At 71.0% G+C, this 21353-nt stretch carries 16 protein-coding genes and 3 pseudogenes; 5 read left to right on the top strand and 14 right to left on the bottom strand.

Translation table 11 applies throughout. From position 1 onward, the window contains the following. Positions 1–330 precede the first annotated feature (330 nt). The 12 genes from ACODT5_RS01775 to ACODT5_RS01720 all read right to left on the bottom strand — a co-directional run bounded on the left by ACODT5_RS01775 (position 331) and on the right by ACODT5_RS01720 (position 14427). Entirely contained in the window at positions 331–978 is a 648-nt protein-coding gene (locus ACODT5_RS01775; protein WP_422517378.1) for a hypothetical protein, read from the bottom strand. A 71-nt stretch (positions 979–1049) separates the two neighbouring features. Then, a complete protein-coding gene (locus ACODT5_RS01770) occupies positions 1050–3014 on the bottom strand; it encodes a putative baseplate assembly protein (protein ID WP_422517377.1) in 1965 nt (654 codons plus the stop codon). Continuing rightward, positions 3001–3450, bottom strand: a complete 450-nt coding sequence (locus ACODT5_RS01765) for a GPW/gp25 family protein (protein ID WP_422517376.1) — start codon at positions 3448–3450, stop codon at positions 3001–3003. The genes ACODT5_RS01770 and ACODT5_RS01765 overlap by 14 nt, the downstream gene beginning before the upstream one ends. Positions 3451–3594: 144 nt before the next feature. Further along, entirely contained in the window at positions 3595–5370 is a 1776-nt protein-coding gene (locus ACODT5_RS01760; protein WP_422517375.1) for a VgrG-related protein, read from the bottom strand. Between the two features lie 81 nt (positions 5371–5451). Further along, on the bottom strand, positions 5452–5676 hold the full coding sequence (locus ACODT5_RS01755) for a LysM peptidoglycan-binding domain-containing protein (RefSeq protein WP_422517374.1): 225 nt from the start codon (positions 5674–5676) through the stop codon (positions 5452–5454). Then, positions 5673–6158 (bottom strand): CIS tube protein, encoded by a 486-nt coding sequence (locus tag ACODT5_RS01750; RefSeq protein ID WP_422517373.1) that lies wholly within the window; start codon positions 6156–6158, stop codon positions 5673–5675. The genes ACODT5_RS01755 and ACODT5_RS01750 overlap by 4 nt, the downstream gene beginning before the upstream one ends. Then, complete coding sequence (locus tag ACODT5_RS01745) at positions 6158–6613, bottom strand: phage tail protein (RefSeq protein ID WP_422517372.1); 456 nt, start codon at positions 6611–6613, stop codon at positions 6158–6160. The genes ACODT5_RS01750 and ACODT5_RS01745 overlap by 1 nt, the downstream gene beginning before the upstream one ends. Beyond that, complete coding sequence (locus ACODT5_RS01740) at positions 6610–11655, bottom strand: hypothetical protein (RefSeq protein WP_422517371.1); 5046 nt, start codon at positions 11653–11655, stop codon at positions 6610–6612. The genes ACODT5_RS01745 and ACODT5_RS01740 overlap by 4 nt, the downstream gene beginning before the upstream one ends. 3 nt (positions 11656–11658) lie before the next feature. Next, on the bottom strand, positions 11659–11820 hold the full coding sequence (locus ACODT5_RS01735) for a DUF6760 family protein (protein WP_422517370.1): 162 nt from the start codon (positions 11818–11820) through the stop codon (positions 11659–11661). After that, positions 11817–12281: a hypothetical protein gene (locus ACODT5_RS01730; protein WP_422517369.1), complete on the bottom strand. Its 465-nt coding sequence runs from the start codon at positions 12279–12281 to the stop codon at positions 11817–11819. The genes ACODT5_RS01735 and ACODT5_RS01730 overlap by 4 nt, the downstream gene beginning before the upstream one ends. A gap of 11 nt (positions 12282–12292) precedes the next feature. After that, on the bottom strand, positions 12293–12721 hold the full coding sequence (locus tag ACODT5_RS01725) for a hypothetical protein (protein WP_422517368.1): 429 nt from the start codon (positions 12719–12721) through the stop codon (positions 12293–12295). 59 nt (positions 12722–12780) lie between these two features. Next, positions 12781–14427, bottom strand: coding sequence for a phage tail sheath family protein (locus ACODT5_RS01720; RefSeq protein ID WP_422517367.1), 1647 nt, complete (start codon positions 14425–14427; stop codon positions 12781–12783). Positions 14428–14870: 443 nt separating this feature from the next. On the opposite strand from ACODT5_RS01720, the pseudogene ACODT5_RS01715 reads away from it, so the two are divergent. Then, positions 14871–17063: pseudogene (locus ACODT5_RS01715) on the top strand (ATP-dependent Clp protease ATP-binding subunit); the annotation flags it as partial. A gap of 274 nt (positions 17064–17337) precedes the next feature. Here the strand turns inward: ACODT5_RS01715 and ACODT5_RS01710 are convergent. Next, entirely contained in the window at positions 17338–18573 is a 1236-nt protein-coding gene (locus ACODT5_RS01710; RefSeq protein WP_422517622.1) for an IS701 family transposase, read from the bottom strand. A 117-nt stretch (positions 18574–18690) separates the two neighbouring features. On the opposite strand from ACODT5_RS01710, the pseudogene ACODT5_RS01705 reads away from it, so the two are divergent. Beyond that, positions 18691–18942: pseudogene (locus tag ACODT5_RS01705) on the top strand (ISKra4 family transposase); the annotation flags it as partial. Positions 18943–18974: 32 nt separating this feature from the next. Here ACODT5_RS01705 and ACODT5_RS01700 read toward each other — a convergent pair. After that, positions 18975–19088: pseudogene (locus ACODT5_RS01700) on the bottom strand (phosphotyrosine protein phosphatase); the annotation flags it as partial. A gap of 156 nt (positions 19089–19244) precedes the next feature. Here ACODT5_RS01700 and ACODT5_RS01695 point away from each other — a divergent pair. The 3 genes from ACODT5_RS01695 to ACODT5_RS01685 are packed head-to-tail and all read left to right on the top strand — an operon-like array spanning position 19245 to position 20868. Beyond that, on the top strand, positions 19245–19553 hold the full coding sequence (locus ACODT5_RS01695) for an ArsR/SmtB family transcription factor (RefSeq protein WP_422517366.1): 309 nt from the start codon (positions 19245–19247) through the stop codon (positions 19551–19553). Beyond that, positions 19550–20656: an ACR3 family arsenite efflux transporter gene (gene arsB / locus ACODT5_RS01690; RefSeq protein WP_422517365.1), complete on the top strand. Its 1107-nt coding sequence runs from the start codon at positions 19550–19552 to the stop codon at positions 20654–20656. Before ACODT5_RS01695 ends, arsB begins: the two co-directional genes overlap by 4 nt. Beyond that, positions 20656–20868: a DUF2180 family protein gene (locus ACODT5_RS01685; protein WP_422517364.1), complete on the top strand. Its 213-nt coding sequence runs from the start codon at positions 20656–20658 to the stop codon at positions 20866–20868. Before arsB ends, ACODT5_RS01685 begins: the two co-directional genes overlap by 1 nt. Positions 20869–21353 lie beyond the last annotated feature (485 nt).

Genomic DNA, 21353 nt, shown 5'->3' with positions numbered 1-21353 from the left:
CGGACGGAACCGGCCCGGCCGCCGGGCCGGGGTCCCCGTTCCGGCCCCGGTGCGCTCCTCTACCGGCTCCAGCTCCGGGACCGGCACCACCGTCGTCCGCTGCCGGACCCGGCCGCGCCGCACCGGGGTCCGGCGGTCCCGGACGCGACCGGCCGGGCTCCGGCCGTCCCGGGTCCACCACCCGGTTGCTCCCGGTGAGGTCCCACCCCATGTACGCCCCGCAGGACACGCAGAACATCTCACCGGGGTAGGCCACGACCCCGCAGCCGGGGCAGACGTCCTGTTCGGTCTGCACGTGCCAGCCGCGCCGTCCCGACTGGGCCGATCCCATCAGTACGCGCCCCCCGCCACGCCCCGCACGAGCAGCGGGTCCTCGTCGTCCTCGACCACGACCTCGGCCGCGACGTGCGCCGGGATCCACTCGCGCACCAGCTCCGCCACGTCCTCGGCGACCCCGGCCCGTCCCCGCGACATCCCGTACGGCAGCAGCACCCGCAGGTGTGCCCGTGCCACGCCCGGTACCGGGATGGACGCGTCGTCGGGCCCGGCGGCGCAGTGCGTGCCGCCCGACTCCGTCAACTCCAGCCGCCCGCCCAGCACGTAGCGCACCAGCAGGTCGAGGCCGGCCCGGGTGCCGCGCTGCCCGTGCAGCCGGTGGCCCAGCAGCAGTGCGTTGCGCCGCCCCTGCGAGCCCACGCAGACGGGCAGCCCGGTCAGGCTCCAGTCCAGCATCCAGGTGACGAACGCGTCCGGAGCGGTACGCGGATCGAAGTACGCGTCCAGGCAGTCCAGCGCGGTGATCAGCGGTGCGAGCGCGTCGTCGAACCCGGCCAGGTACCGGTCGGCGAAGTCGCCCTGCCGGTAGCTCTCCGGCAGGATCGCCCGCAGCGACCTGCTCCCCGGCACCAGTGGCGGCACCGCGGCGACGGCCTGCGCGACCACCGGGTGCGGCGGTGCCCCTGAGGGCAGTCTCTCCATGTGTTCAGTCCCCTCCCTTGTGCATGTCCGTGTCCGCCCGGCGGACCAGGTCGTCGTGAAGAAGGCTTCGGCTACCGGGCGTTCTTCACGGCGACCTGGTGGCGGAAGGAGAGGAAGAGCGTCGCGGGCCCGATGTCGATCCGGTCGGACGCGGGCATCCGCTCCCCCGTACCGATGTCGGCGGGGTACATCTCCAGCTTCACCACCGACTCGACGTCCTCACCGCGCGTCGCCACCGCGTACAGGTCGCTCAGCCGCAGCGCCCGGCCGAGCGGCCAGCCCGACCGGCTGCCGGTACCGGAGTCCGCCGTGGCGGGCAGCGGGCTCAGGCACTCGTACAGCGAGCGCAGCACCCGCTCCTTGACCTCGGCGCGGTCCGCTCCCTTGGCCGCCTCCACCTCGGCGACGACCGTCACGCCCTGGTAGGCGGGCCCGCTGACGGACACCAGCACGCCCAGCGGCCGGGCCGCCTCCACGGCGCGCGCGGCCGCGGCCAGCATCGCCTCGGAGGGCACCAGATCGCGCCAGCTGTCCTCCTCGCGCACGTCCCGCACCCGGGGAACGAGCAACACCCGTACCAGGCCCGCGCGTTCGGAGCCCTCGGGCTCGGCCACGCACTCGACCCGGCCCGCGTCCCGGCAGGCCGCCGCGGTGATCGACTCGTAGTCCTTCGCGGTCACCGCCCGGTCCTGGGTACGCAGCCAGTGCCCGGCCCGCTGCTTGAGGCCGTCCACCGATTCCACGTCCACGCCACCGGTCGCCGGTATCCGGTTCTCCACCCGGGACACCAGCGAGACCGGCGTGCGCAGCACGGTCAGCGTCGACGCCGCCACGTTGCCGCTCCGGCCGCCGCCGCGCCGGTAGCCGCCCGCGGTGATCCGGGCGCCGATCTCGGGCACGGCACCGTACTGGCGCACCTCGCCGTCCGGCTGACCCACCGCCGGACCGAAGCGGATGGCGCCGCTCACCTCGTCGACGGTGACGTGCCGGTCCCGCGGCCCGGACTCGGCGAACGACGGCACCGCCTTCCACACCTGGCGACCCGCCGAGGTCTCCACCGCCACCGCGCGCAGCGACCCGGCGACCACCGGAGTGCGGTGCACGGAGAAGGCCTGCCCGGGAGTGCCGTCAGAGACGCCCAGTTCGTCGCGCGGGACGCCCTCGCCCTCCACCGCGCCCGTCGTCCCGCCCACGGTGTAGGCCTCCAGGGCCGACACCTTCGGGGAGGAGGAGTACGGCGGCTGGCCCGGGGCCGCCTCGACGATCCGGCAGCGCAGCCAGCCCGCCTTGCGGCGCCCGAGGAGCGACGCGGTGTGCCCGTCGGGCACGTGCAGCACGATGTCACCCGGCCGGTTCAGTCCGCCGGTGCCGTCGCTCTCGACCTCGCAGGGCACCCAGCCGTCCCCGCACCAGGCCTCCCACACCCGCGGCGGGCGCCGCGGGTCCACGCCGACGCCGTCCATCCGGCAGTCCACGCGCAGCGCCACCGCGCAGCGCGGAGCCGTGTTGTCCAGTCCCACGAGCAGGGCGTCACCTGGGACGGGCGGCTGTGCGAAGCAGGTGACGGGCTCGCCCGACAGGAACCGCTCGGTGACCAGCTCGGGCGGCTGCCCGGCCCCCGCCGACCCGATGTGGGTCAGGGCGGTCGGGACGATCGCCAGCTCCCGGTCCACGGTGAACACCCGGGCCGGGGTGCTGCCGGTCCGGACGGTGGCCACCTCCGTCCCGGGCTCGACGACGACCGCCGCCGCCTGCGGCGCCGCGAGCGTGAACGTCAGCTCGGTGGTGGCAGCCTGATGGGCCGTCAGCTGTACGCCGAGCAGGTCGAGGAAGCCCAGCTGGACCTTGTCGGGTATCCGGTTGACCCGGTACGAGAGCTGGTCGACCATCTGCGCGAACGCCTCGACCAGCGCCACGCCCGGGTCGGAGACGTTGTGGTCGGTCCACTCCGGGCAGCGGCGCTGGATGAAGCGCATCGCGTCGTCGACGAGGTCTTGGAAGCGGCGGTCGTCCAGGTGGGGGCTAGGCAGAGACATCGCTGTCCCTCCTCTGTGGCTCGGTCAGCTGTCCCGCGGTGTCGCGAGTGGGGATCAGGTAGAAGGGGTGGACCAGGTTGCGGGGGCTGTTGGTGCCGGAGAGGTGGTACGCGACGTGGATGTCGAGCACCTCCTGGCGGTCGGCGGTCCGGACCACGCGTACGTCGTCCAGGACGATCCGCGGCTCCCACCGCTCCAGCGCCCTGCGCACCTCCTGCGCGAGCGCGGCGCCGGTGGAGGAGTCGAACGAGTCGAAGACCTGGTCGCGCACCGCGCAGCCGAACTCCGGCCGCATGGGCCGCTCACCCGGCTCGGTGTTCAGGATCAGCCGGACGGACTGCTCGACGTCGGCGGGGCCCGCGGCCATCGCGATCCCACCGGAGGGGCTCACGCCCAGCGGGAAGGACCAGCCGCGGCCGAGGAAGAGGTGGGACACGGGATCAGCCGCCGATCTTCGGGTCGGGGACGTGTGACACGGGGGCGCCTGCGGGCACGGTGTCTGTTCCTCTCGGTGAACGGAACGGGAACGGGAACGGGAACGGGGACGGGGACGGGGGCGCGGCGTACGGAGCGGCCGGCATCAGTTGATCTTGACGATCGGGGCCTTGAGCTCCGCCATGGCCGCGCCCGAGAACTCGGCCTTGGCGCCGTGCGCCTTGAGCTGCGTCGACGCGTTCACGTCGACGGTCACGCCCTTGACCGAGACGTCCTTGTCGGCCTTGATGGTCACCGACTGACCGGACAGCTCCAGGGGCCCCGTACCGGCGTCCACCGACACTCCCTTCGCCCCCTTGATCTCGACCTTGCCCTTGCTGTCGATCGAGATGACGGTCTTGCTCGCGTCGAGCTGGATCTTCAGATCGCCCGCGTCGCCGGTGATCAGGGTCGCGCCCATGCCGCGGCCGTTCTTGTCGATCAGCTCCAGCCGGTGGCCGTCCTTCGAGGCGAACGTCCGTAGGTTGGTCCTGCCCTTGCCGCCCCTGCCGCCGTCGACGAGGGCCATCGTGTGCTTGACCTTGTCGATGGGGTCGTCGACGGTGCCGACCACGAGCGGGCTGTCCAAGCAGCCCTGCTCGAAGACGACCGCCACGACGTCGTCGACCTCCGGCAGGACGACGCCGTGGCCGAGACTGCCGCTCAGCTGAACGGTCTCCGCCCAGGTGGTCTCGTACTTCTCGCCCAGCCACTCCAACTTCACCCGCACCCGGCCGCGCTCCTCCGGGTCGTTGATGTCGACGACCTTGCCCCGGACGAATCCCTGGATGCGCCGCAGGCCCCCCTCCGCGTCACCGGGCTCCCCGGCCGCCGTCCGGTCCACGCCCTCGTCGACTGTCAGTTCCGTCCGGTATCCCTGCACCGGATGGAAGTGGTGCCGGACCTTGGTGACGGTGAACCTTCCCTCGAACTGTGTGCCGAGGCCGGTCAGTGTGACCGCGGACCGCAGTCGCAACCGCGGCTCTCCGCGCACCACCGCGTGCAGCCGGACCAGCCCGGCCGCCACTTCCTGGGCCATGCTCTCGGCGACGGCGTCGACCTCGCTCCCGTTCCCGCGCGGCAGCGCCGTCAGAACCATGGGCGCGTAGTGGGAGGACGAGACCGGTGACTTCCACTTCCCGTCCTGGCGCGGTGTGTGCACCGAGGTGATCGCCACCTTCTTCTCGCGATCCCAGCCCCGCACCTCCACCGACGGGACCTGGTGGGCCAGCGACGCGGCCAGCTGGACGTTCACCAGGTTCTCCCCGAACCGCAGGGCTACCGGAGGGCCCTCGGGCTTCTCGCGCTTGCGGAAGTACAGCTTTCCCGCACGGACGTAGAGGTCCCGTCCGTTCTCCCGGGCCAGGTGACTCAGGAAGTCCCAGTCGGATACGGAGGGCTGGCTCAGGTACTCGTAGGAGAAGCCGGTGTCGTCGATGGCCAGGTCCGTCACCCCGGCGCGCTCGGCCACCTTCCGCACGATCGTGCCGGCCGTCATCTTGGGGTACGCGGCCGTCCGCCGCCCCAGCCGCAGCCGGTGGGACAGGTCCCGGGCCCGGATCACGGTCATCACACCACCGGTGTGCCCGGCCTGGCCCGAGGTCTCGGTGGAGGCCCGCGCCTCGCATTCGGTGACCTCGCCGGAAAAGAGGGACACGGGACCCGACGGCGTGATCGCGGTCAGCTCGATCTGGCTGCCCAGCGCGATGCCGGACTTCTTGAACAGCGACGCGTTGCGCGGGTCCCGGAAGCCGATCTCGGCCTTGGCGGAGGTACGCCCGTCCTCCTCCACGGAGGCCCAGGCCAAGACGGTGGCGACCTCGGGGAGGAAGGGCTTGCCCGCAACCTTGAGGTCCAGCCCGGCGGTGTGGCGCCCGGTCATGTGTCTGTCCTTACGTGTACGGGAGGGGGAAGCGGCGGGAGGGGCGGAGGCGGCGGCCGAGTTCCAGGTGCGCGTCCGAGGTCAGTACTCGGCCGGGCCGGGAAGGAGCAGAGTGCTGCCCGGCCGCAGTTTGGCCGGGTCGTCGATCCCGTTCAGCTCGGCGATGCGTCGCCAGTCGGTGGCGCGACCGCTGTGGCGGACGGCGATCGATTGCAGGGAGTCCCCCCGCACCACCACGCAGAACTGCCGGGACGAAGGCGATCCGGGCGCCTGCTGGAGGGGCGGGTCCGTCAGGTGCCCGGTCATACGCCGACCTCTTCGAGGACCAGCTCGCAGACCGCGCGCAGCGGTTGGCCCTGGTCGGAGAAGCGGGTGATCTGTACCGACAGCCTCTTCAGGACCATCCACTCGAACCCCGGGACCGTACCCCACGAGAGCTTGATCCAGGGGGGCGAGGACTCGTTGGCCTTGAGGGCCTCCTCGTGGGGTTCGCACCATGTCCTGAGTGTCTTGATCCGTTCAGCGACGGAGACGTGCGAATCCCCGGCGGAAGTGTCCGCCGGCCCTTCGTTGAACACCAGCGACATGGTCAGGATCTGCGGCTGGCTGCCGAGGAATTCCGGCACGGACGTGTGCGGTGCCAGACGGGTTGAATGCCGTGCCCACTGAGTCTCCTTGACCAGGTTCAGCTGGGTCGGATTGTACGGGAGCTCCATCCTCTTCATTTCGGAGCTGGGCGTCTTTGCGCTGCCGATCGGCGGCTTGTAGGCGAGCAGGATTGCTTTCATCAGGGCTTCTGTCCTCCTGGGGAAATCGGCGGGAAGGTGAAGCCGCCGTGGACGAACTCGATCTGCTCCATGGCGGTCTGGGGGGCACTGGTGTCGAGTTCCGGCCCCCGCCACGCGACGGGGTGCAGGCGCAAGAGCTCGATCTCGCTGATCGGTTTGCCCGCCGCGTCACGGAGGGTGATCTTGCCCGTGCGGGGTTTCGGATTGTTCAGACTGTCGATGACCCACTTGCACGTTCGCGCCGTACGTGACGAGACCGGCCGGGAGACGATGAAGGGCTTGTACCTGATGCGAGTGGGAAGGTAGTAGGGGGAATCGTTGACGCCGCCCTCGTACAGCTCGTCGCCCTCCATCCACAAGGAGAGCCCTGAAAGTCCGGTGAAAATGGAGAGTTCAGTTTCGGAATCCGGGAACGACAGGGTGAAGTTCGCGGATGAGATGGGCTGTTCGATCACGATGATGCCTCCTCTTCAGGGGATCGGATTCCCGGCGGGATACCCCATTCAGGGGCTGTTCCGGCGTGCTTCGGCGCGTACGTCTCACGCACCGATTCGCTGATGTCGTACGGCTGAACCCGTGGCGCCTGTAGTGCCTGTAGCGCCTGTGTGGAGATCGGCCGGAATACGGCGTGCCCATCGGGGAGCCCTGACGGCCGCAACGGCTCCGTCGTCGCGATCGGCCGGAACACCGCGTGCCCCTCGGCGAACTCCGACGGCGACACCGGTTCCGGTTCCGGGTCCGGGGCCGGCTGCATGAGCCGCGGGCGCCCCGGCGGGCCGAAGGGCGTGAGGAGCCACGAGCACGGGAGTGCCTCGTCGGTGACCAGTGGGCCGCGGTGGCGGGCGGCGCCGGAGGCGAGGAACGGGCTGGGTACGACGGAGACGGCGTCCGCCTCCGGGACGGCGGTTTCGGTGGCGTGCCCGAGCGGGCCGCGCCGGGGACCGTACGAGGGCGCCGTCCCCGTACCGGTCGACCGGGGAGCGCGGACGGTGCGGGTGGCGACCTGGGGGGAGCGGGGGGAGGAGCGTCGGGCAGCGGGTCCGGCGAAGCGGAACGGGGCCGCACCGGACGGGGCATGCGGCGCCGCGTCGGGGGCGCCGCCCGGCACGTCAGGTACCGGGGGATCGGGTCGGTGGCTCGGCTGCCGCATCCGCTTCGGCTTGGGCATAGGCATCGGCATCGGGGCTGGGGCCGGGGCCGGACGCCGCTGTGCCTGCCGGGGAGCGGGCGGATTCGACTTGTGGTGCTCGTGGTGCTCCCGCTCGTGGGGCGACGCTGCCGGGGAGACGGACCCACCGGCCCGTACACCGCCAGCGGAGCTGTGGTCACGGGGTGCCCGTTCGGTCGTGACCGAGTGGGCCGGTGTCTCGGCCGTGCTGGCCGTGCTGGGTGTGCCCGGTCGGGCCGGGAGGGCGGAGCGGGTGGTGTCGGCTGTGTGGTCAGGTTGGAGGGCAGGCCGTGCGGGGAGGCGCACGGCTCCGGCACGCCGGGGACGCGGTGCGTCGTTGCTCCCGGTACGGGGCTGGATCTCCTCGTCATGCGGCACGACGGGAGCCGGAGCGAGCGTCGTCGCGGGGACGGCGACCGGTCGCTCCGGCGCTGCCGGGACGCCGGTCGCAGCGCTTGCCGCCCGACTCGGCCCGTCCCCCCGGCGAGCCACCGGGCGGCGGGGCGCGGTGGGAGTCGCCTCGGGGACGGCCCGGTGCCGCGAGGCGTCCGACACGGACGGCGCGTCGTCCTCCCGGGCCTGTCGGGTCTGTTCGGCCTGTTGGGCCTCCTGGACGGATGCGGCGGGAGCCGGTGCGTCCTCGATCCGCCGTGCCGGGGCAGCACCGGGCGCGTGGTTGCCCTGGGCCTCCGGCACGAGCCCACCGGGGCGCGACGTAGTGGCTCCGCGTCGGCGGGGTGCGGGCAGCGTGGAGCCTTCGGCGGGCCACGGCCCGCCGAGCGGGACCGGGGCGCTGTCGGCCGTGGTGGCGGAGATCGTCGCGCCGGACGTGTCGACCGCGCGGCGCGGGGCTTCGGAGGAGGGCCGGGGCGTACGGGAAGCGGGGGAGTCGACGGGGTCCGAAGACCGCTGCTCGTCCGCAGGTACCCGGGCGGGCCCGGTCGTTCCGCGCTGACGCGTCGTACTGGTGGACCGACCGGGCCGGGACGACCGGGTCGGCGGGTCCTCCTGCGCGGAATCCGTGGCGTCGGTAGTGGCCGTGAGCGGCTGGGGGTGGACCGGGGGAGCGGTCTCGGCAGGGGCGGTCACGGTGGCGGGGGCACCGCCGGAGCGGCGTTGCCGAGGGCCCGTCACTGCCTCGGTGGCGGACCGGCCGTCGGTAGGAGCGGGCAGGACACCCGGCTCGGAGGCGTCGGCGGCATGCTCCGGGAGCGTGCGACCGTCGGCCGACTCCACGGCGGACGAGTCGGCACGGGACTGCCGCGCGCTGTCCGGCGGGACCGGGCGGCTCGGTCGGGGGCGGGCCTCGGCGGACGGACGGGAGGCGGTCTCCGCTCGGGAGCGGGGGGACACCGGGGCGGGGGCTACCGCTGCCGAATGGGCGTCATCGTGGCGGTCGAAGGTGGTGTCGCTCGTCGTGTCCACATCCGGCGGCGCCGCCTGGCGCTGGTCGGTGCTCGGCGTCGGACGGGTCGCGGAGACCCGGTCAGCCGCCGTACGGGCCTCAGCCCGGCGGGGAACGACCGGCCCGGCAACCGGATGACGGTGGTCCGCCGCGGCAACGGGCCGCGCACGGAGCACGGCACCCGACCGGTCCTGCGGCGCAGCCGTGCCGGGCTCCTGGTCCGACGTGTGCTCCGGGATGCCGCCCCTGACCGACGTGCTGGTGTCCGTGTCCATGTCGGTGTCGGTGTCCGTGCCGGAGCCCGTGTCCTGGTACGAGGCCGTCCCCGTCCCCGTATCCGTCTCCGTCTCCGGTCCGGCGGTCAAGACGGTGCTGGTGCTGGTGCGAGGGCCCGTGCCCGTGCCCGGGATCGCACGCGTGCGCCCGATGGCATCCGTGGCCGAGCCCGTGCTACTGCCGGTGACCGCCGGGGCCGTGCGCGCTTCGGGGGAGGTGGGGGACGGCTCGGCGGTTGCCCGGGCCGGTACGGGGTGGTCCGGAACGTTTTCGGGGGCACTGCGCGGCTCGCGGCGGAGGCGTCGCCGTACGGCGGTCCCGGCTCCCGCGATCCACCGGAAGGAGCGCAGCTCGGACGGCCGTGCTGCGACGGCCGGTGCGGTGCTGACGACGTTCGGGGTGGCCGTGTGCCGCTGCGCGGAGGTCGTCAGCACCGCACCAGCGGGTGTGGTCGTGCGTGCGGGCGGGGTGCTCGGCCCGGCGGGGTCGGCGGTGTGCTGCGGGGCCGAAGGGCGGGGGGCCGGGACCGGTGCGGACGCGATGGCGTCGTCGGACCGCGGCGCCGGACGGCTCCGCTGAGGGCGGGCCTCGGCGGACGGACGGGAGGCGGTCTCTGCTCCGGAGCGGGTGGGCGCCGGCCCGACGACGGGACGGCTGTCCTCCGCCGCTTCGGGCCGGCCCTGTGACGGAGCCGTGCCGGGCTCCTGTGCGGACGTGCGCCTCGGGGTGCCGCCCGCAGCTGCCGGGCCGGTGGTCGTCGCCTCACCGGCACCCGCCTCTGAGTTCACGGGCTTGGGCTCAAGCGCCCCGGTGGCCGAGCCCGTGTTCGTACCGACAGCCGAGGCACCGGGAGAGCCGGTCGCCGGGTCCGTCTTGCCGGCGGCGTCCGTGGCTGTGCGGGGCTTCGGGGCGGTGGGGGACGGCTCGGCGGTCGCCCGGGCCGGTACGGGGTGGTCCGGAACGTTTTCGGGGGCACTGCGCGGCTCGCGGCGCAGGCGTCGTCGTACGGCGGTCCTGGCCCCCGCGACCCAGCGGAAGGAGCGGAGCCTGGAGGGACGGGCTTCGCCGACTGTCTCGACCGGGGCGACGTCGGACCCCGTGGCCGAGGCGACCAGGCCGGTGGTCATGTCGGGCACGTACGCAGCGCTGGAGGCCGGAGCCTCCAGCGGCGAATCCGGAGAGGCCAGGACGGACGACGTCCTCGGCGGTCGGCCCGGGGCAGGGACGGGGGTCCCGGCGTCGGGCGTGTCTTCGGCCATGCCGGTCAGCGGTGCCGATGCGGCGTCCGCCGCTCGCGCCGCCGGGTCGCGGGGCTGCGACGTTGCGGAGCCTCGCGCTGCCGGGACGGTGCGGTGCGTCTCCTCGGCGGCAGCGCCCGGAGGGTTCGCCGCGACACCGCTGGAACGGTCAGCGACGGGTACGACGGCCTCCGGAACCGCCGCGGACACGACCGTGTCCGCACCCCGGACGGCAGCGGGCGCGGGGACCTCCAGGTGCTGCGGAGCGGGTGCCGCGGCGGTGGTCCGTGCGGGGGCCGTGGGGGTGGTGGGCGCCGGGTCGGCAGCGGTGGCCTGGGTGGTGCGCGGGTCAGCGCCCTGCGCGGTGCCCCCCGCGGGGGTGGTGGGCACGGGGGCTGCGGGAACGGTGGGCGCCGGACCGGCAGCGGTGGCCTGCGCGGTGTCCGTGGTGCTGGTCTGCGCGGTGGGTGGGTCGGTGCGGGGGTCGGTGCGCGACGCAGCGGGCGCGGTGTCCTGGGCGGCGTTCGCAGGGGTGCGCGCGGCGGTGTCCTGCGCTGTGCCCTGCGCGGCGGTGGTGGGGACGGGGGCCGCAGGGGTGGTCTGTACGGTGCGCGCAGGGGTGGTGGGCGACGCCGGGCGCGGCGCGGCCGGTTCGGGGACCGGGTCGGCAGGTGTGCTCGCGGGCCGGTCCGGGTGGGAAGCGGCCTGGGGAACGGACGGCGACGCGGCCGGACGTGGCCGCCCGCGCACCGTGCCCTCGTCGCCCTGGGCGCCCTCCGTCGGCTGCACCGCACGGGCTGCGCGAGCGGGCGTTTCCTGGAGCGTGGCATCCGGCGCGGCGGGGGCGCCGGGAGCGTTCGGGGTGGTGGTCCCGTACCGCGGCCTGCGGTGGAGGCGGGCGGTGGCGCGGGACGAGGCCCACACGCGCCCGAGGCGTTCGGGCAACGTTCCCCGCCGTGAACTCTCCTGATCCGGCGTCAGCCGGTCCGGTGTCGGGTGAACGTCCTCGCAGGACGACGTCCGGCCCCCGGACGGGGAAGCCGCAACCGCCTCCCCCGCCGGCGGGACCCCGGCAGGGTCGCTGTCCACAGTGGCCGGGGTCCGCCAGTGGAGCGGCGCGGCGACGCGCGGGGCCGGAGCGCCCACCAGCAACCATGCGCTCGATTCCGCGTCGAAGCGGAAGACCAGGGGGGCTTCGCGGTCGATCAGGGAGGTCAGCTCGCCGACCAGCCGGTGGTCCCGGAGCGACGCCAGCCTGTCGGTCACCCGCCGGGCATCGGTGACGGGCCGCACGTCCGCCGTGATCCGGTGGATCGCCTCCGGCAGGACCACCGGTACTCGCCAGGTCGGAGTCGCGGGCACGGCCGCGGACCGCGGCGTGGTGCCGTTGACTCCGATGGCCCGGTGCATGCGCTATTTCCTGTCGTCGAGAAGCTGATTGATGTCCGCGATGCTCTGGATGTACGCACGCCGCTGGACGTGGTCCATATCGAGCAGTTCGCTGTGGGACCAGTGGAAGTGGTAGGCGATGTACGCGATCTCGGAGCGCAGGTCCGCAGCCGCGTACACCTTCATCCCCCCAGGCGGCTCCCCATGTCCACATCGAATTCGTGCCGACATTCCGGGCATGTGGTTGACGCCACCGGAGTTCCGTCGAGATTGATCTTCTCGTAGAACTTCTGCAGGAAAGCCAGGTCGACGGCGAAGAAACTCCCCACCACTTCAGGGTCGACTTTCTCCATGGTGCCCAGGCTGGTGATGATCTGACTCAGGAGGACCACCGACAGATATGCGGGGTTCTGGCGGACCCGGATGTCGGTCAGCGAATCGAGCTCATCACGAGCGGTCGCGAGCCGCATGACGCCCGTCCGATGGGTCTTCCCGCGCTGATCCACGTACCCGCGGGGAAGGGTGAACGGGAACTCGGTCGGGCCCGCCGCAGGCAGGGAGTCCCTGCCTGCGGCGGTCGGTACGTCCGGGGGCGCGGGCGTCGAGGTGGCGGTGCGGACATCGGGGCCGGTGCGCCCCTCCGACAAGCGCCCCCTTCTCACGCGCCTGCCTTGAGTCGCTCGTCGAAGCCGAGAGTGACCTTGCCGTTCTCCGTGTCGTTGGGCGGAGTGAACTCCTTCAGGACGACGCCCTTGAACTTGGCCTCGCGGTGAATCTTCCCGAGCTGGTATTCAATGACCGTGCAGTTTCCCCGCTTGGCCCCGGCGCCTTCGTCAGCCCACTTCTGCAGTGCATCGGAGACCGGCTTGACGGTCGGCGCATTGGGATCGACCACGTCCCAGTATTCGAAGGTGCAGTCCCCGAGCTCCTGCTCCTTGAGGGGATGCAGGACGCTCGTGGACTTGTCGCCGATGTAGAGGTTCTTCCGCTCGTACTCGTACCCGTAGCCGGGGAGCGTCGGCTTTCCGACGATGCTCTTGATTTCGTGGCTATCGATCTTGACTTCGTAGCCCGAGGCTTCCGCCATTTTCTCTCCTTGTTAGATGTGCGGGTGTGCGGTCGTCGAAGTTTGAATGTGGGGGTTTACTATTCGCCTGACATCGAATCCTGGGCGATCCGGAAGATGACGAACTCGGCCGGCTTGACGGGAGCGACCCCGATCTCGCAGACGACCTGGCCCGAGTCGATCACCTCGGGCGGGTTGGTGGTCGCGTCGCACCGGACGTAGAAGGCCTCGTCCGGCGAGTTGCCGAACAGGGCTCCGCTCTGCCATTCGGTGGTGAGGAACGCGGCGATGTTGCGGCGGATCGTGGACCACAGGCGCTCGTCGTTCGGCTCGAAGACGGCCCACTGCGAGCCCAGGTAGATCGACTCCTCCAGGTAGTTGAAGAGGCGTCGGACGTTCAGGTAGCGCCAGGCCGGGTCGCTGGAGAGGGTGCGGGCACCCCAGATGCGGATGCCGCGGCCCGGGAAGCTGCGGATGCAGTTGATGCCCGCCGGGTTGAGCTGTTCCTGCTCGCCCTTGGTGATCTGGATGCCGAGGTCGAGCGCGCCGCGCAGCACCTCGTTGGCGGGGGCCTTGTGGACGCCGCGGGCCTCGTCGTTGCGGGCCCACAGGCCGGCGACGTGGCCGGACGGCGGCATCAGGAAGCCCTTGCCGGAGGACGGGTCGGCGACCTGGATCCACGGGTAGTAGAGCGTGGCGTACTTCGAGTCGAAGCCCGCCTCGTTCTGCCGCCAGTCGTAGACCTCGGTGGGGCCCATGTCCGGCAGCGGATCGAGGATGGCCATGCGGTTGGCCATGTTCTCGCAGTGGTTGATCATGGCCATCTGGATGACCTTGACCTGCTCGCGGCTGACGTTGCCCGCCTGGTAGGCGGCCATCAGGTCCGGGGCCATCACCATGGTGATGTCGTCGATGGCCTCCAGGCCGGACAGGCCGGAGCGGTCGTTGACCTTGCCGACGTACTTACCGACGACGTCCTTGGCCACGACCTCGCCGTTCGCGGCACCGGCCGTCGTGTCGTTGGCCTTCGGGGCGGCCGGGAGGGCCAGCGAGGAGGAGTCGGGCAGTGCCAGCGCGGTGCCGGTGGCGGCCGGGGCCTCCTCCACCATGACGTACTGGGAGCGCTCCTTGACCTGGGTCACCACGTACGCGGGGGAGGCCTTGTCGGCGCTGACGTCGAAGGACTCGGCGGCGGAGCCGTCCACCTTCACGGTGAAGGTGAAGGTGTCGCCCTCGGTACCGGCGTCGCCGTCCTTGCCGCCGCTCTTCGCCTTGTCGGCCGTGGTGGCGCCGGCGGCGCCAGTGGCCGGACGCTTGGCCTTCGGGTCGACGGGCTTCTTCTGTACGTCGACCGAGATGTCACGGCCTGCGGCGACCGGCAGCGCGGCGATGCGGAAGCCGCCGAGCACCCGGGCCGGTGCGGCGCCGACGGACTGGGCGCCGCCCTCCACCGCGTCCTTGCCGGACCCGCCGACGCGGACGACGTAGCAGGTGCCGCCGCCGTTGGTGAAGTAGCCGTAGACGGAGTGCGCGAGGTAGGAACCCTCGATGAACTCGCCGAAGGTCTTGGTGAACTGACCCCAGTTGGTGACGCGGACCGGCTCGTTGAGCGGCCCCTGCTCAGCGAATCCGACGAAGGCGGCCACTGCCGTTCCGACGCCCTCGACGGGGCGGGAACCGCCGACGGTTTCTTCAACGAATACGCCGGGGGACAGGTAGGTTGCCATCCAGCACTCCTTCTTGGTGAGTTGTCCCGAGGGTTGATCCTGGGTCGAGGGTGAATCCTGGGCGGTTCGCACTTTCCGTCGTGGGGGAATGGAAAGGTCTACCCGTCCTCCGGTGCCGGATGCGGCAGTTGTGCCGCGTCGCCTGGCGTATCGCCGGTTTCGGGTCCGTGGATTCTGTTCAGGATCATGGTCAACGGTTCGATGCCGTGTCAAACGAAAACAATAGATATGGCAGTTCGCCTGGCATTTGTCATCCGAGGTCTGGGGAGGATCAACCTTTGACCTACGAGGAGCCGTTCACGGAGCCGAATTCAGTTGAAGTCGTGACGATCAACCAGCGGGTCCACGGAGTCAACTTTCGCCTTTCCCACACGGTCGCCGGATCTCGGAGACTGGTCCCACCTGTGGTCGCGTGCGGCCGGGCACGGGAGACGACCATGTGAGGAGGACGGCGAGTGACCACTCCCGACTCGGAGGGCCAGTGCGAGGCCCTGGAGAAGTTCGGCACCGACTTCACGGCGGCGGCGCGTGACGGCAAGCTCGACCCGGTGATCGGCCGGGATCAGGAGATCCGGCGGGTGGTGCAGGTGCTGTCGCGCCGCACGAAGAACAACCCGGTGCTGATCGGCGAGCCGGGCGTCGGCAAGACGGCCGTGGTCGAGGGCCTGGCCCAGCGCATCGTGAAGGGCGACGTCCCGGAGTCCCTGAAGAACAAGCGGCTCGTCTCCCTCGACCTGGGCGCGATGATCGCGGGCGCCAAATTCCGCGGCGAGTTCGAGGAGCGCATGAAGGCGGTCCTGGCTGAGATCAAGTCCAGTGACGGGCAGATCATCACCTTCATCGATGAGCTCCACACCGTGGTGGGCGCCGGCGCGATCGGCGATTCCGCGATGGACGCGGGCAACATGCTCAAGCCCATGCTGGCCCGAGGCGAACTGCACATGGTCGGTGCGACGACGCTGAACGAGTACCGGGAGCGGATCGAGAAGGATCCCGCGCTGGAGCGCCGCTTCCAGCAAGTCCTCGTCCCGGAGCCCTCGGTGGACGATGCCATCGCGATCCTCCGCGGGCTGAAGGGCCGGTACGAGGCGCACCACAAGGTGGTCATCAACGACAGCGCGCTCGTCGCCGCGGCCACCCTCTCGGACCGCTACATCACCTCCCGTTTCCTCCCCGACAAGGCGATCGACCTGGTCGACGAAGCCGCGTCCCGGCTCCGGATGGAGATCGACTCCTCCCCGGTGGAGATCGACGAGCTCCAGCGTTCGGTGGACCGCCTGCGCATGGAGGAGCTGGCCCTGAACAACGAGTCCGACCCGGCCTCGCGCGAGCGCCTGGAGAAGATCCGCAAGGACCTCGCGGACCGGGAGGAGGACCTGCGGGGCCTGACCGCCCGCTGGGAGAAGGAGAAGCGGTCCCTCAACCGGGTCGGTGAGCTGAAGGAACGCTTGGACGACCTGCGCGGGCAGGCCGAGCGCGCCCAGCGCGACGGCGACTTCGACACTGCGTCCCGGCTCGTCTACGCCGAGATCCCCGCGCTCGAAGCGGAAGTGGACGAGGCCGCCGAGGCCGAACGGGAAGCCGCCCGCCTCCTCGATCCCTCCGAACAGATGGTCAAGGAGGAGGTCGGTCCGGACGACATCGCGGACGTGATGGGCGCCTGGACAGGGATCCCGGCCGGGCGGCTGCTGGAGGGCGAGACGCAGAAGCTGCTGCGGATGGAGGAGGAGCTGGGCCGCCGTCTGATCGGGCAGAAGGAGGCCGTCCAGGCCGTCTCGGACGCCGTACGCCGCACCCGCGCTGGGATCGCGGACGCGGACCGTCCGACGGGCTCGTTCCTGTTCCTGGGGCCCACAGGCGTCGGCAAGACGGAACTGGCGAAGGCTCTGGCGGACTTCCTCTTCGACGACGAGCGGGCCATGATCCGCATCGACATGTCGGAGTACGGCGAGAAGCACAGCGTGGCCCGTCTGGTCGGGGCGCCGCCCGGGTACGTCGGCTACGAGGAGGGCGGCCAGCTCACCGAGGCGGTCCGCAGGCGCCCGTACTCCGTCGTGCTCCTGGACGAGGTGGAGAAGGCGCACCCGGAGGTCTTCGACGTACTGCTGCAAGTCCTGGACGACGGGCGGCTCACGGACGGGCAGGGCCGCACGGTCGACTTCCGCAACACCATCCTGGTGCTGACCTCGAACCTGGGCAGCCAGCACCTGATGGACCCGCTGACCTCGGCGGAGGTGAAGAAGGCGCAGGCCCTGGAGGTGGTGCGGGCGAGCTTCAAGCCGGAGTTCATCAACCGCCTCGACGACCTGGTGGTCTTCTCCGCCCTGGACCGGGACGAGCTGGCGCACATCGCGCAGCTCCAGATCGCCCGCCTGGCGGCCCGTCTCGCCGAGCGCCGCCTGACCCTGGACGTCACCCAGGAAGCGCTGGCCTGGCTCGCCGACAAGGGCAACGACCCGGCCTACGGAGCCCGCCCGCTGCGCCGGCTGATCCAGACCTCGATCGGTGACCGCCTCGCCAAGGAGATCCTCTCCGGCGAAGTCCGCGAGGGCGACACCGTCCGCGTCCACGCCGAAGACGACCACCTGTTGATGGGCGTGGGCGTGCGGACGGAAGCGGAGACGCCGGAGGGCTGAGTGCTGCTGCTGGGCATAGCTGACATGTACTACAGCCGGAGATCTTGAGGGTCGGTGATCGGTGGGGTCGGCTGGTGGTCGGCCCAGGCCCGTAGGCGGCGGGGTAGGGGGTCACCGCGGCGTCGGTAGTGGCTGACGGTGGCGCGGGTTTGGTGGAGGCGGCGCCAGTACTCGCAGGTCAGGACGGTTTCGATGGAGTGGTGGGGGTTGAGGCGGGTGGTGGCGAGGCAGTGTCGGATGGTCTGGCGGGAGGGCCGCAGCAGCGGGCCGGGGATTAGCCGGTGGTCTCGCTCTCTCCGGCCGTCGGGTCTTTTCCCGGATCTTCCTCCTCGGGATCGGCGAGGGCGGCGTGCTGGACGGTGAGGAACGCGGTGGCGAGCATGCAAGCGGTGATGTGACGGTGCCAGGGCGTCCACTTACGTACCTGGTACTGGGCGAAGCCGACGAGCTGTTTGTTGATCTCGTTGTCCTCCTCGATCCGCCACCGCCCGCCGGCCCGGCTGATGATCTCGGTGAGCGTGGTGTCGTCGGGGGCGTGGATGAGGAAGTAGGCGATCTCCCGGTGGAGTTGTCCGTCCTTGCCGCGCCGGTTGGGGTGCAGGGATCGGCGCATCACCAGCCAGTGCACGAAGCCCTCGGACGGGGCCTCGTCCTTGACGGTGACCGCGAACGCGGTCCAGTCATAGAGGCGTTCACCCTTGGCACCCTCCCCGAGGGAACGGCGTTCCCACTGGTCACGGGTCTTGGCGTAGTGGAGCAGGCCGTCGGCCCGGCGCACGGCCGGCTGACGCGGTTTGCCGGGCGGCCCGTCGAGTGGCAGGTCGACCGGGACAGCGAGCACGTAGGGGAGCGTCCTGTCGTGACAGAAGGCGCGCAGTTTCCGGTCGCGGCCGTAGCCGGAATCCGCCAGCACCCAGCCGAACGGGACGCCGGCGGCCAGGGCCTTCTCGAGCATCGCGATCGCGAGTTCGGGCTTGGTGGCGAAGCCGACGGTCTCGGGCACGCCGGCCTCGCGGCAGCGGTCGCGGTCGTTCGTCCATTCCTCGGGCAGGTAGAGGCGGCGGTCGATGAAGGCGTGGGCGTTCTCGGTGGCGTAGGTGAGCATGACCATGGTCTGGCAGTTGCGGACATCCGCGGTCAGTCCGCAGTGCTGGAAGGCCACGCCGACCGACTTGGTGCCCTTCTTCTGCGCCTGGGTGTCGTCGATCACCAGCGACGCGTCCGGGGCGCCGAGGTGCTGGACCACATAGTCGCGCACGGCGTCGCGCAACTGGTCGGCGTCCCAGACCGAGCCGTTCAGCAGCCACTGCATCCGGTCCGGCGTCACGTGCCCGGCCCGCTCCGACAGCGTCCAGCCGTTCTTCTTCGGCAGCTCCGCCAGCAGCCCTTCGACGTACTGCGCGAACACCACCCGCGGCTCGGGCCGGTTGAACAACCGCCCCAACGAGCCGGTCAACATGGACAGTTCCGCATCCCACCCGGCTATCTGCTCAGCCGTCACATCCGTCATCATGCCCGGTCAACGACGCTGACAGGACACGGTCACAAGATCTCCGGCTGTAGTACCGGTACCAAACGCGACAGCGTCGCCACCTGCGTGCGCTACCTCACCGGGCATCTCGACCAGCTCCGCTACGACACCGCGCTGGAAGCGGGCTGGCCGATCGCGACCGGCTCGGTCGAAGGCGCCTGCCGGCACCTCATCGGTGACCGCCTCGACATCACCGGCGCCCGCTGGGGCCTCGACAGCGCCGAAGCCGTCCTCAAACTCCGTGCCGTCCACGCCAACGGCGACCTCGACGCCTACCTTGCCTACCACCACACCCGCGAGCATCAGCGCACCTACCCCAACCAGCACGACTACCAACTCGGCGCTTGATCAACAACCTTCCCTCGAAAGGATCCGCACCCAATCCCGTTACCGGGCAGCGAGCCGGCGGAGCGGACCTCGACGCGGTCCCCGGCGAGGTGGCGCAGGAAGCCTGCGGCCAATTGCGAGCAGCCTGCGTTGTGGACGCAGATGATACGGACGCGAGCGGGCTGGAGGGTGTCGGTTCTTCCCTTGCGGAGTGGATCGACAGGTGGTGCGGACAGCGGAGGCCTGGCGTCAGGGAGGGGGCCGGCGAGGCTCACATCAGTGCAGATTGGTATCAGGCCCTGCTGATGTGAGAGCATCAGTCCATGCTGACATCAGTCGACAATGAATGGATCCGGGTCCTGTCCGACCCCCTCAGGCTCCGGATCGTGACCTTGCTCGCCCGCGAGACGCTGTGCGCCACGCACCTCGTGGAAGAGACCGGCGCCGGGCAAACCAACCTCTCCAACCATCTACGGGTGCTGCGTGAGGCGGGAGTGGTGGAAAGCGAGCCGTGCGGCCGCTTCACCTACTACCGGCTCAAGCCCGACATCATCGCCCACCTCGCCGGCCAGTTCGCCGGTCTCGCCGAATCCGCCCGTACCGCCGCCGACAACAAGAGGGCCTGCCCGTGACCACCACCCAAGCGCCCGTGACCGCCGAGGAACCCTCGGTCGTCGCCAAGCTCTCCACCCTCGACCGCTTCCTCGCGGTCTGGATCCTGCTCGCCATGGGCTTCGGCCTCGGGCTCGGCCGCCTGATACCCGGCCTGAACGACGCACTAGCGAAGGTCGAGATCGGCGGCATCTCGCTGCCCATCGCCGTCGGCCTGCTGGTGATGATGTACCCGGTCCTCGCCAAGGTCCGCTACGACAGGCTCGATGCGGTCACCGGGGACCGCAAGCTGATGATCTCCTCGCTGGCCGTCAACTGGATCCTCGGCCCGGCGCTCATGTTCGCCCTCGCCTGGATCTTCCTGGCCGACCTTCCCGAGTACCGGACCGGCCTGATCATCGTCGGCCTGGCCCGCTGCATCGCCATGGTCATCATCTGGAACGACCTGGCCTGCGGCGACCGCGAAGCCGCCGCCGTGCTGGTCGCCCTGAACTCAGTCTTCCAGGTCGTCGCCTTCGGCGCTCTCGGCTGGTTCTACCTCGACCTGCTGCCGCGCTGGCTGGGGCTGGGCGACGGCCAGGGCCTGGACGTCCCGGTGTGGCACATCGCGCTGAACGTCGTCGTCTTCCTCGGCGTCCCGCTCCTGGCGGGCTTTCTCACCCGTCGTATCGGCGAGCAGAAGATGGGCCGCGAACGGTACGAGCAGAGGTTCCTCCCGAAGATCGGCCCGTGGGCGCTCTACGGCCTGCTGTTCACGATCGTCATCCTCTTCGCCCTCCAAGGGAAGACGATCACCTCGCAGCCGCTGGACGTCGCGCGGATCGCGCTGCCCCTGCTGGTCTACTTCGCCCTGATGTGGTTCGGCACCTTCGCTCTCGGCAAGGCCATCGGTCTGCCCTACGGCCGCACGACGGCCTTGGCGTTCACCGCCGCCGGCAACAACTTCGAGCTGGCCATCGCGGTCGCCATCGCCACCTTCGGCGTCACCAGCGGCCAGGCCCTCTCCGGCGTCGTCGGCCCCCTCATCGAGGTCCCTGTGCTGATCGGCCTGGTCTACGTGTCACTGGCCTGGCGCAAGAAGTACACCAACGGCTCTACGTCCGCACCCGGGAGGGAACACTGATGCGCTGCCTCGACTGCCACACCGCCGGAAAATCCAGCCCCACCGTCGGCATCTGCCAGGCGTGCGGCGCCGGAGTCTGCGGGACACATGCCCGCATCACCCTCCGCACCGTCCGCCACGGCAGCATGCTGGCCCCACCGACCGAGACCAAGGCCCGCACGATACGGTGCCCGGTCTGCACCGCGGCCCAGGCGCCCACCCTCGCCACCTGAACCACTCGACGGGGAGCCGTGAGGGGGTGTGCCCCCTCCTCCCCGAGGAGGGGGCACACGGCCGACGGCACGGCCTGCACCCGGCGGGCATACGAGAGCCGTCCCGGTGGCACGGGGAACGGCACCGGGACGGCTCCTCTCGGCGTAGAGCCACCCAGGCACACGCCAGGCGCTTACCCGGACTTCTTGACCATGGCCTTGCCCACAGCAGCACGTCGGTGGGCCCTGCTGACCGCCACAGGTCGGGCGGGACCGCCTTGGTCACGGTCAGCTCGCACCCGCAATCGGCATCGGGCCCGCAGACCTCACCTTCGCGGAAACGAAGGGAGCCCGTAGGCAGGTCCCAGACATCTGTCGGCCACGCCCAGCTCACGTCCTACGGCACGTTTCGGGCGTACTCCGGCTGCCAACAAGGGCTCCACCCGCCCGGCCACCGGCCCTCCGGCCCGCATGACGGCCTGACTCCGCACCATCCATGAGCCTCT

Origin of the sequence: Streptomyces tatrensis, from assembly GCF_049310065.1 — a bacterium.
GTDB lineage: Bacteria > Actinomycetota > Actinomycetes > Streptomycetales > Streptomycetaceae > Streptomyces.
This window is presented reverse-complemented; position numbering and strand designations above follow the sequence as displayed.

Bases quoted from the DNA above. Each gene is read 5' to 3' on its own strand.
- ACODT5_RS01685 (WP_422517364.1), top strand. From the start codon at position 20,656: ATGCGCTGCCTCGACTGCCACACCGCCGGAAAATCCAGCCCCACCGTC.
- ACODT5_RS01720 (WP_422517367.1), bottom strand. From the start codon at position 14,427: ATGGCAACCTACCTGTCCCCCGGCGTATTCGTTGAAGAAACCGTCGGC.
- ACODT5_RS01710 (WP_422517622.1), bottom strand. From the start codon at position 18,573: ATGACGGATGTGACGGCTGAGCAGATAGCCGGGTGGGATGCGGAACTG.
- ACODT5_RS01750 (WP_422517373.1), bottom strand. From the start codon at position 6,158: ATGAAAGCAATCCTGCTCGCCTACAAGCCGCCGATCGGCAGCGCAAAG.
- ACODT5_RS01695 (WP_422517366.1), top strand. From the start codon at position 19,245: ATGCTGACATCAGTCGACAATGAATGGATCCGGGTCCTGTCCGACCCC.
- ACODT5_RS01755 (WP_422517374.1), bottom strand. From the start codon at position 5,676: ATGACCGGGCACCTGACGGACCCGCCCCTCCAGCAGGCGCCCGGATCG.
- ACODT5_RS01735 (WP_422517370.1), bottom strand. From the start codon at position 11,820: ATGAAGGTGTACGCGGCTGCGGACCTGCGCTCCGAGATCGCGTACATC.
- ACODT5_RS01740 (WP_422517371.1), bottom strand. From the start codon at position 11,655: ATGCACCGGGCCATCGGAGTCAACGGCACCACGCCGCGGTCCGCGGCC.
- ACODT5_RS01760 (WP_422517375.1), bottom strand. From the start codon at position 5,370: ATGACCGGGCGCCACACCGCCGGGCTGGACCTCAAGGTTGCGGGCAAG.
- ACODT5_RS01725 (WP_422517368.1), bottom strand. From the start codon at position 12,721: ATGGCGGAAGCCTCGGGCTACGAAGTCAAGATCGATAGCCACGAAATC.
- ACODT5_RS01775 (WP_422517378.1), bottom strand. From the start codon at position 978: ATGGAGAGACTGCCCTCAGGGGCACCGCCGCACCCGGTGGTCGCGCAG.
- ACODT5_RS01770 (WP_422517377.1), bottom strand. From the start codon at position 3,014: ATGTCTCTGCCTAGCCCCCACCTGGACGACCGCCGCTTCCAAGACCTC.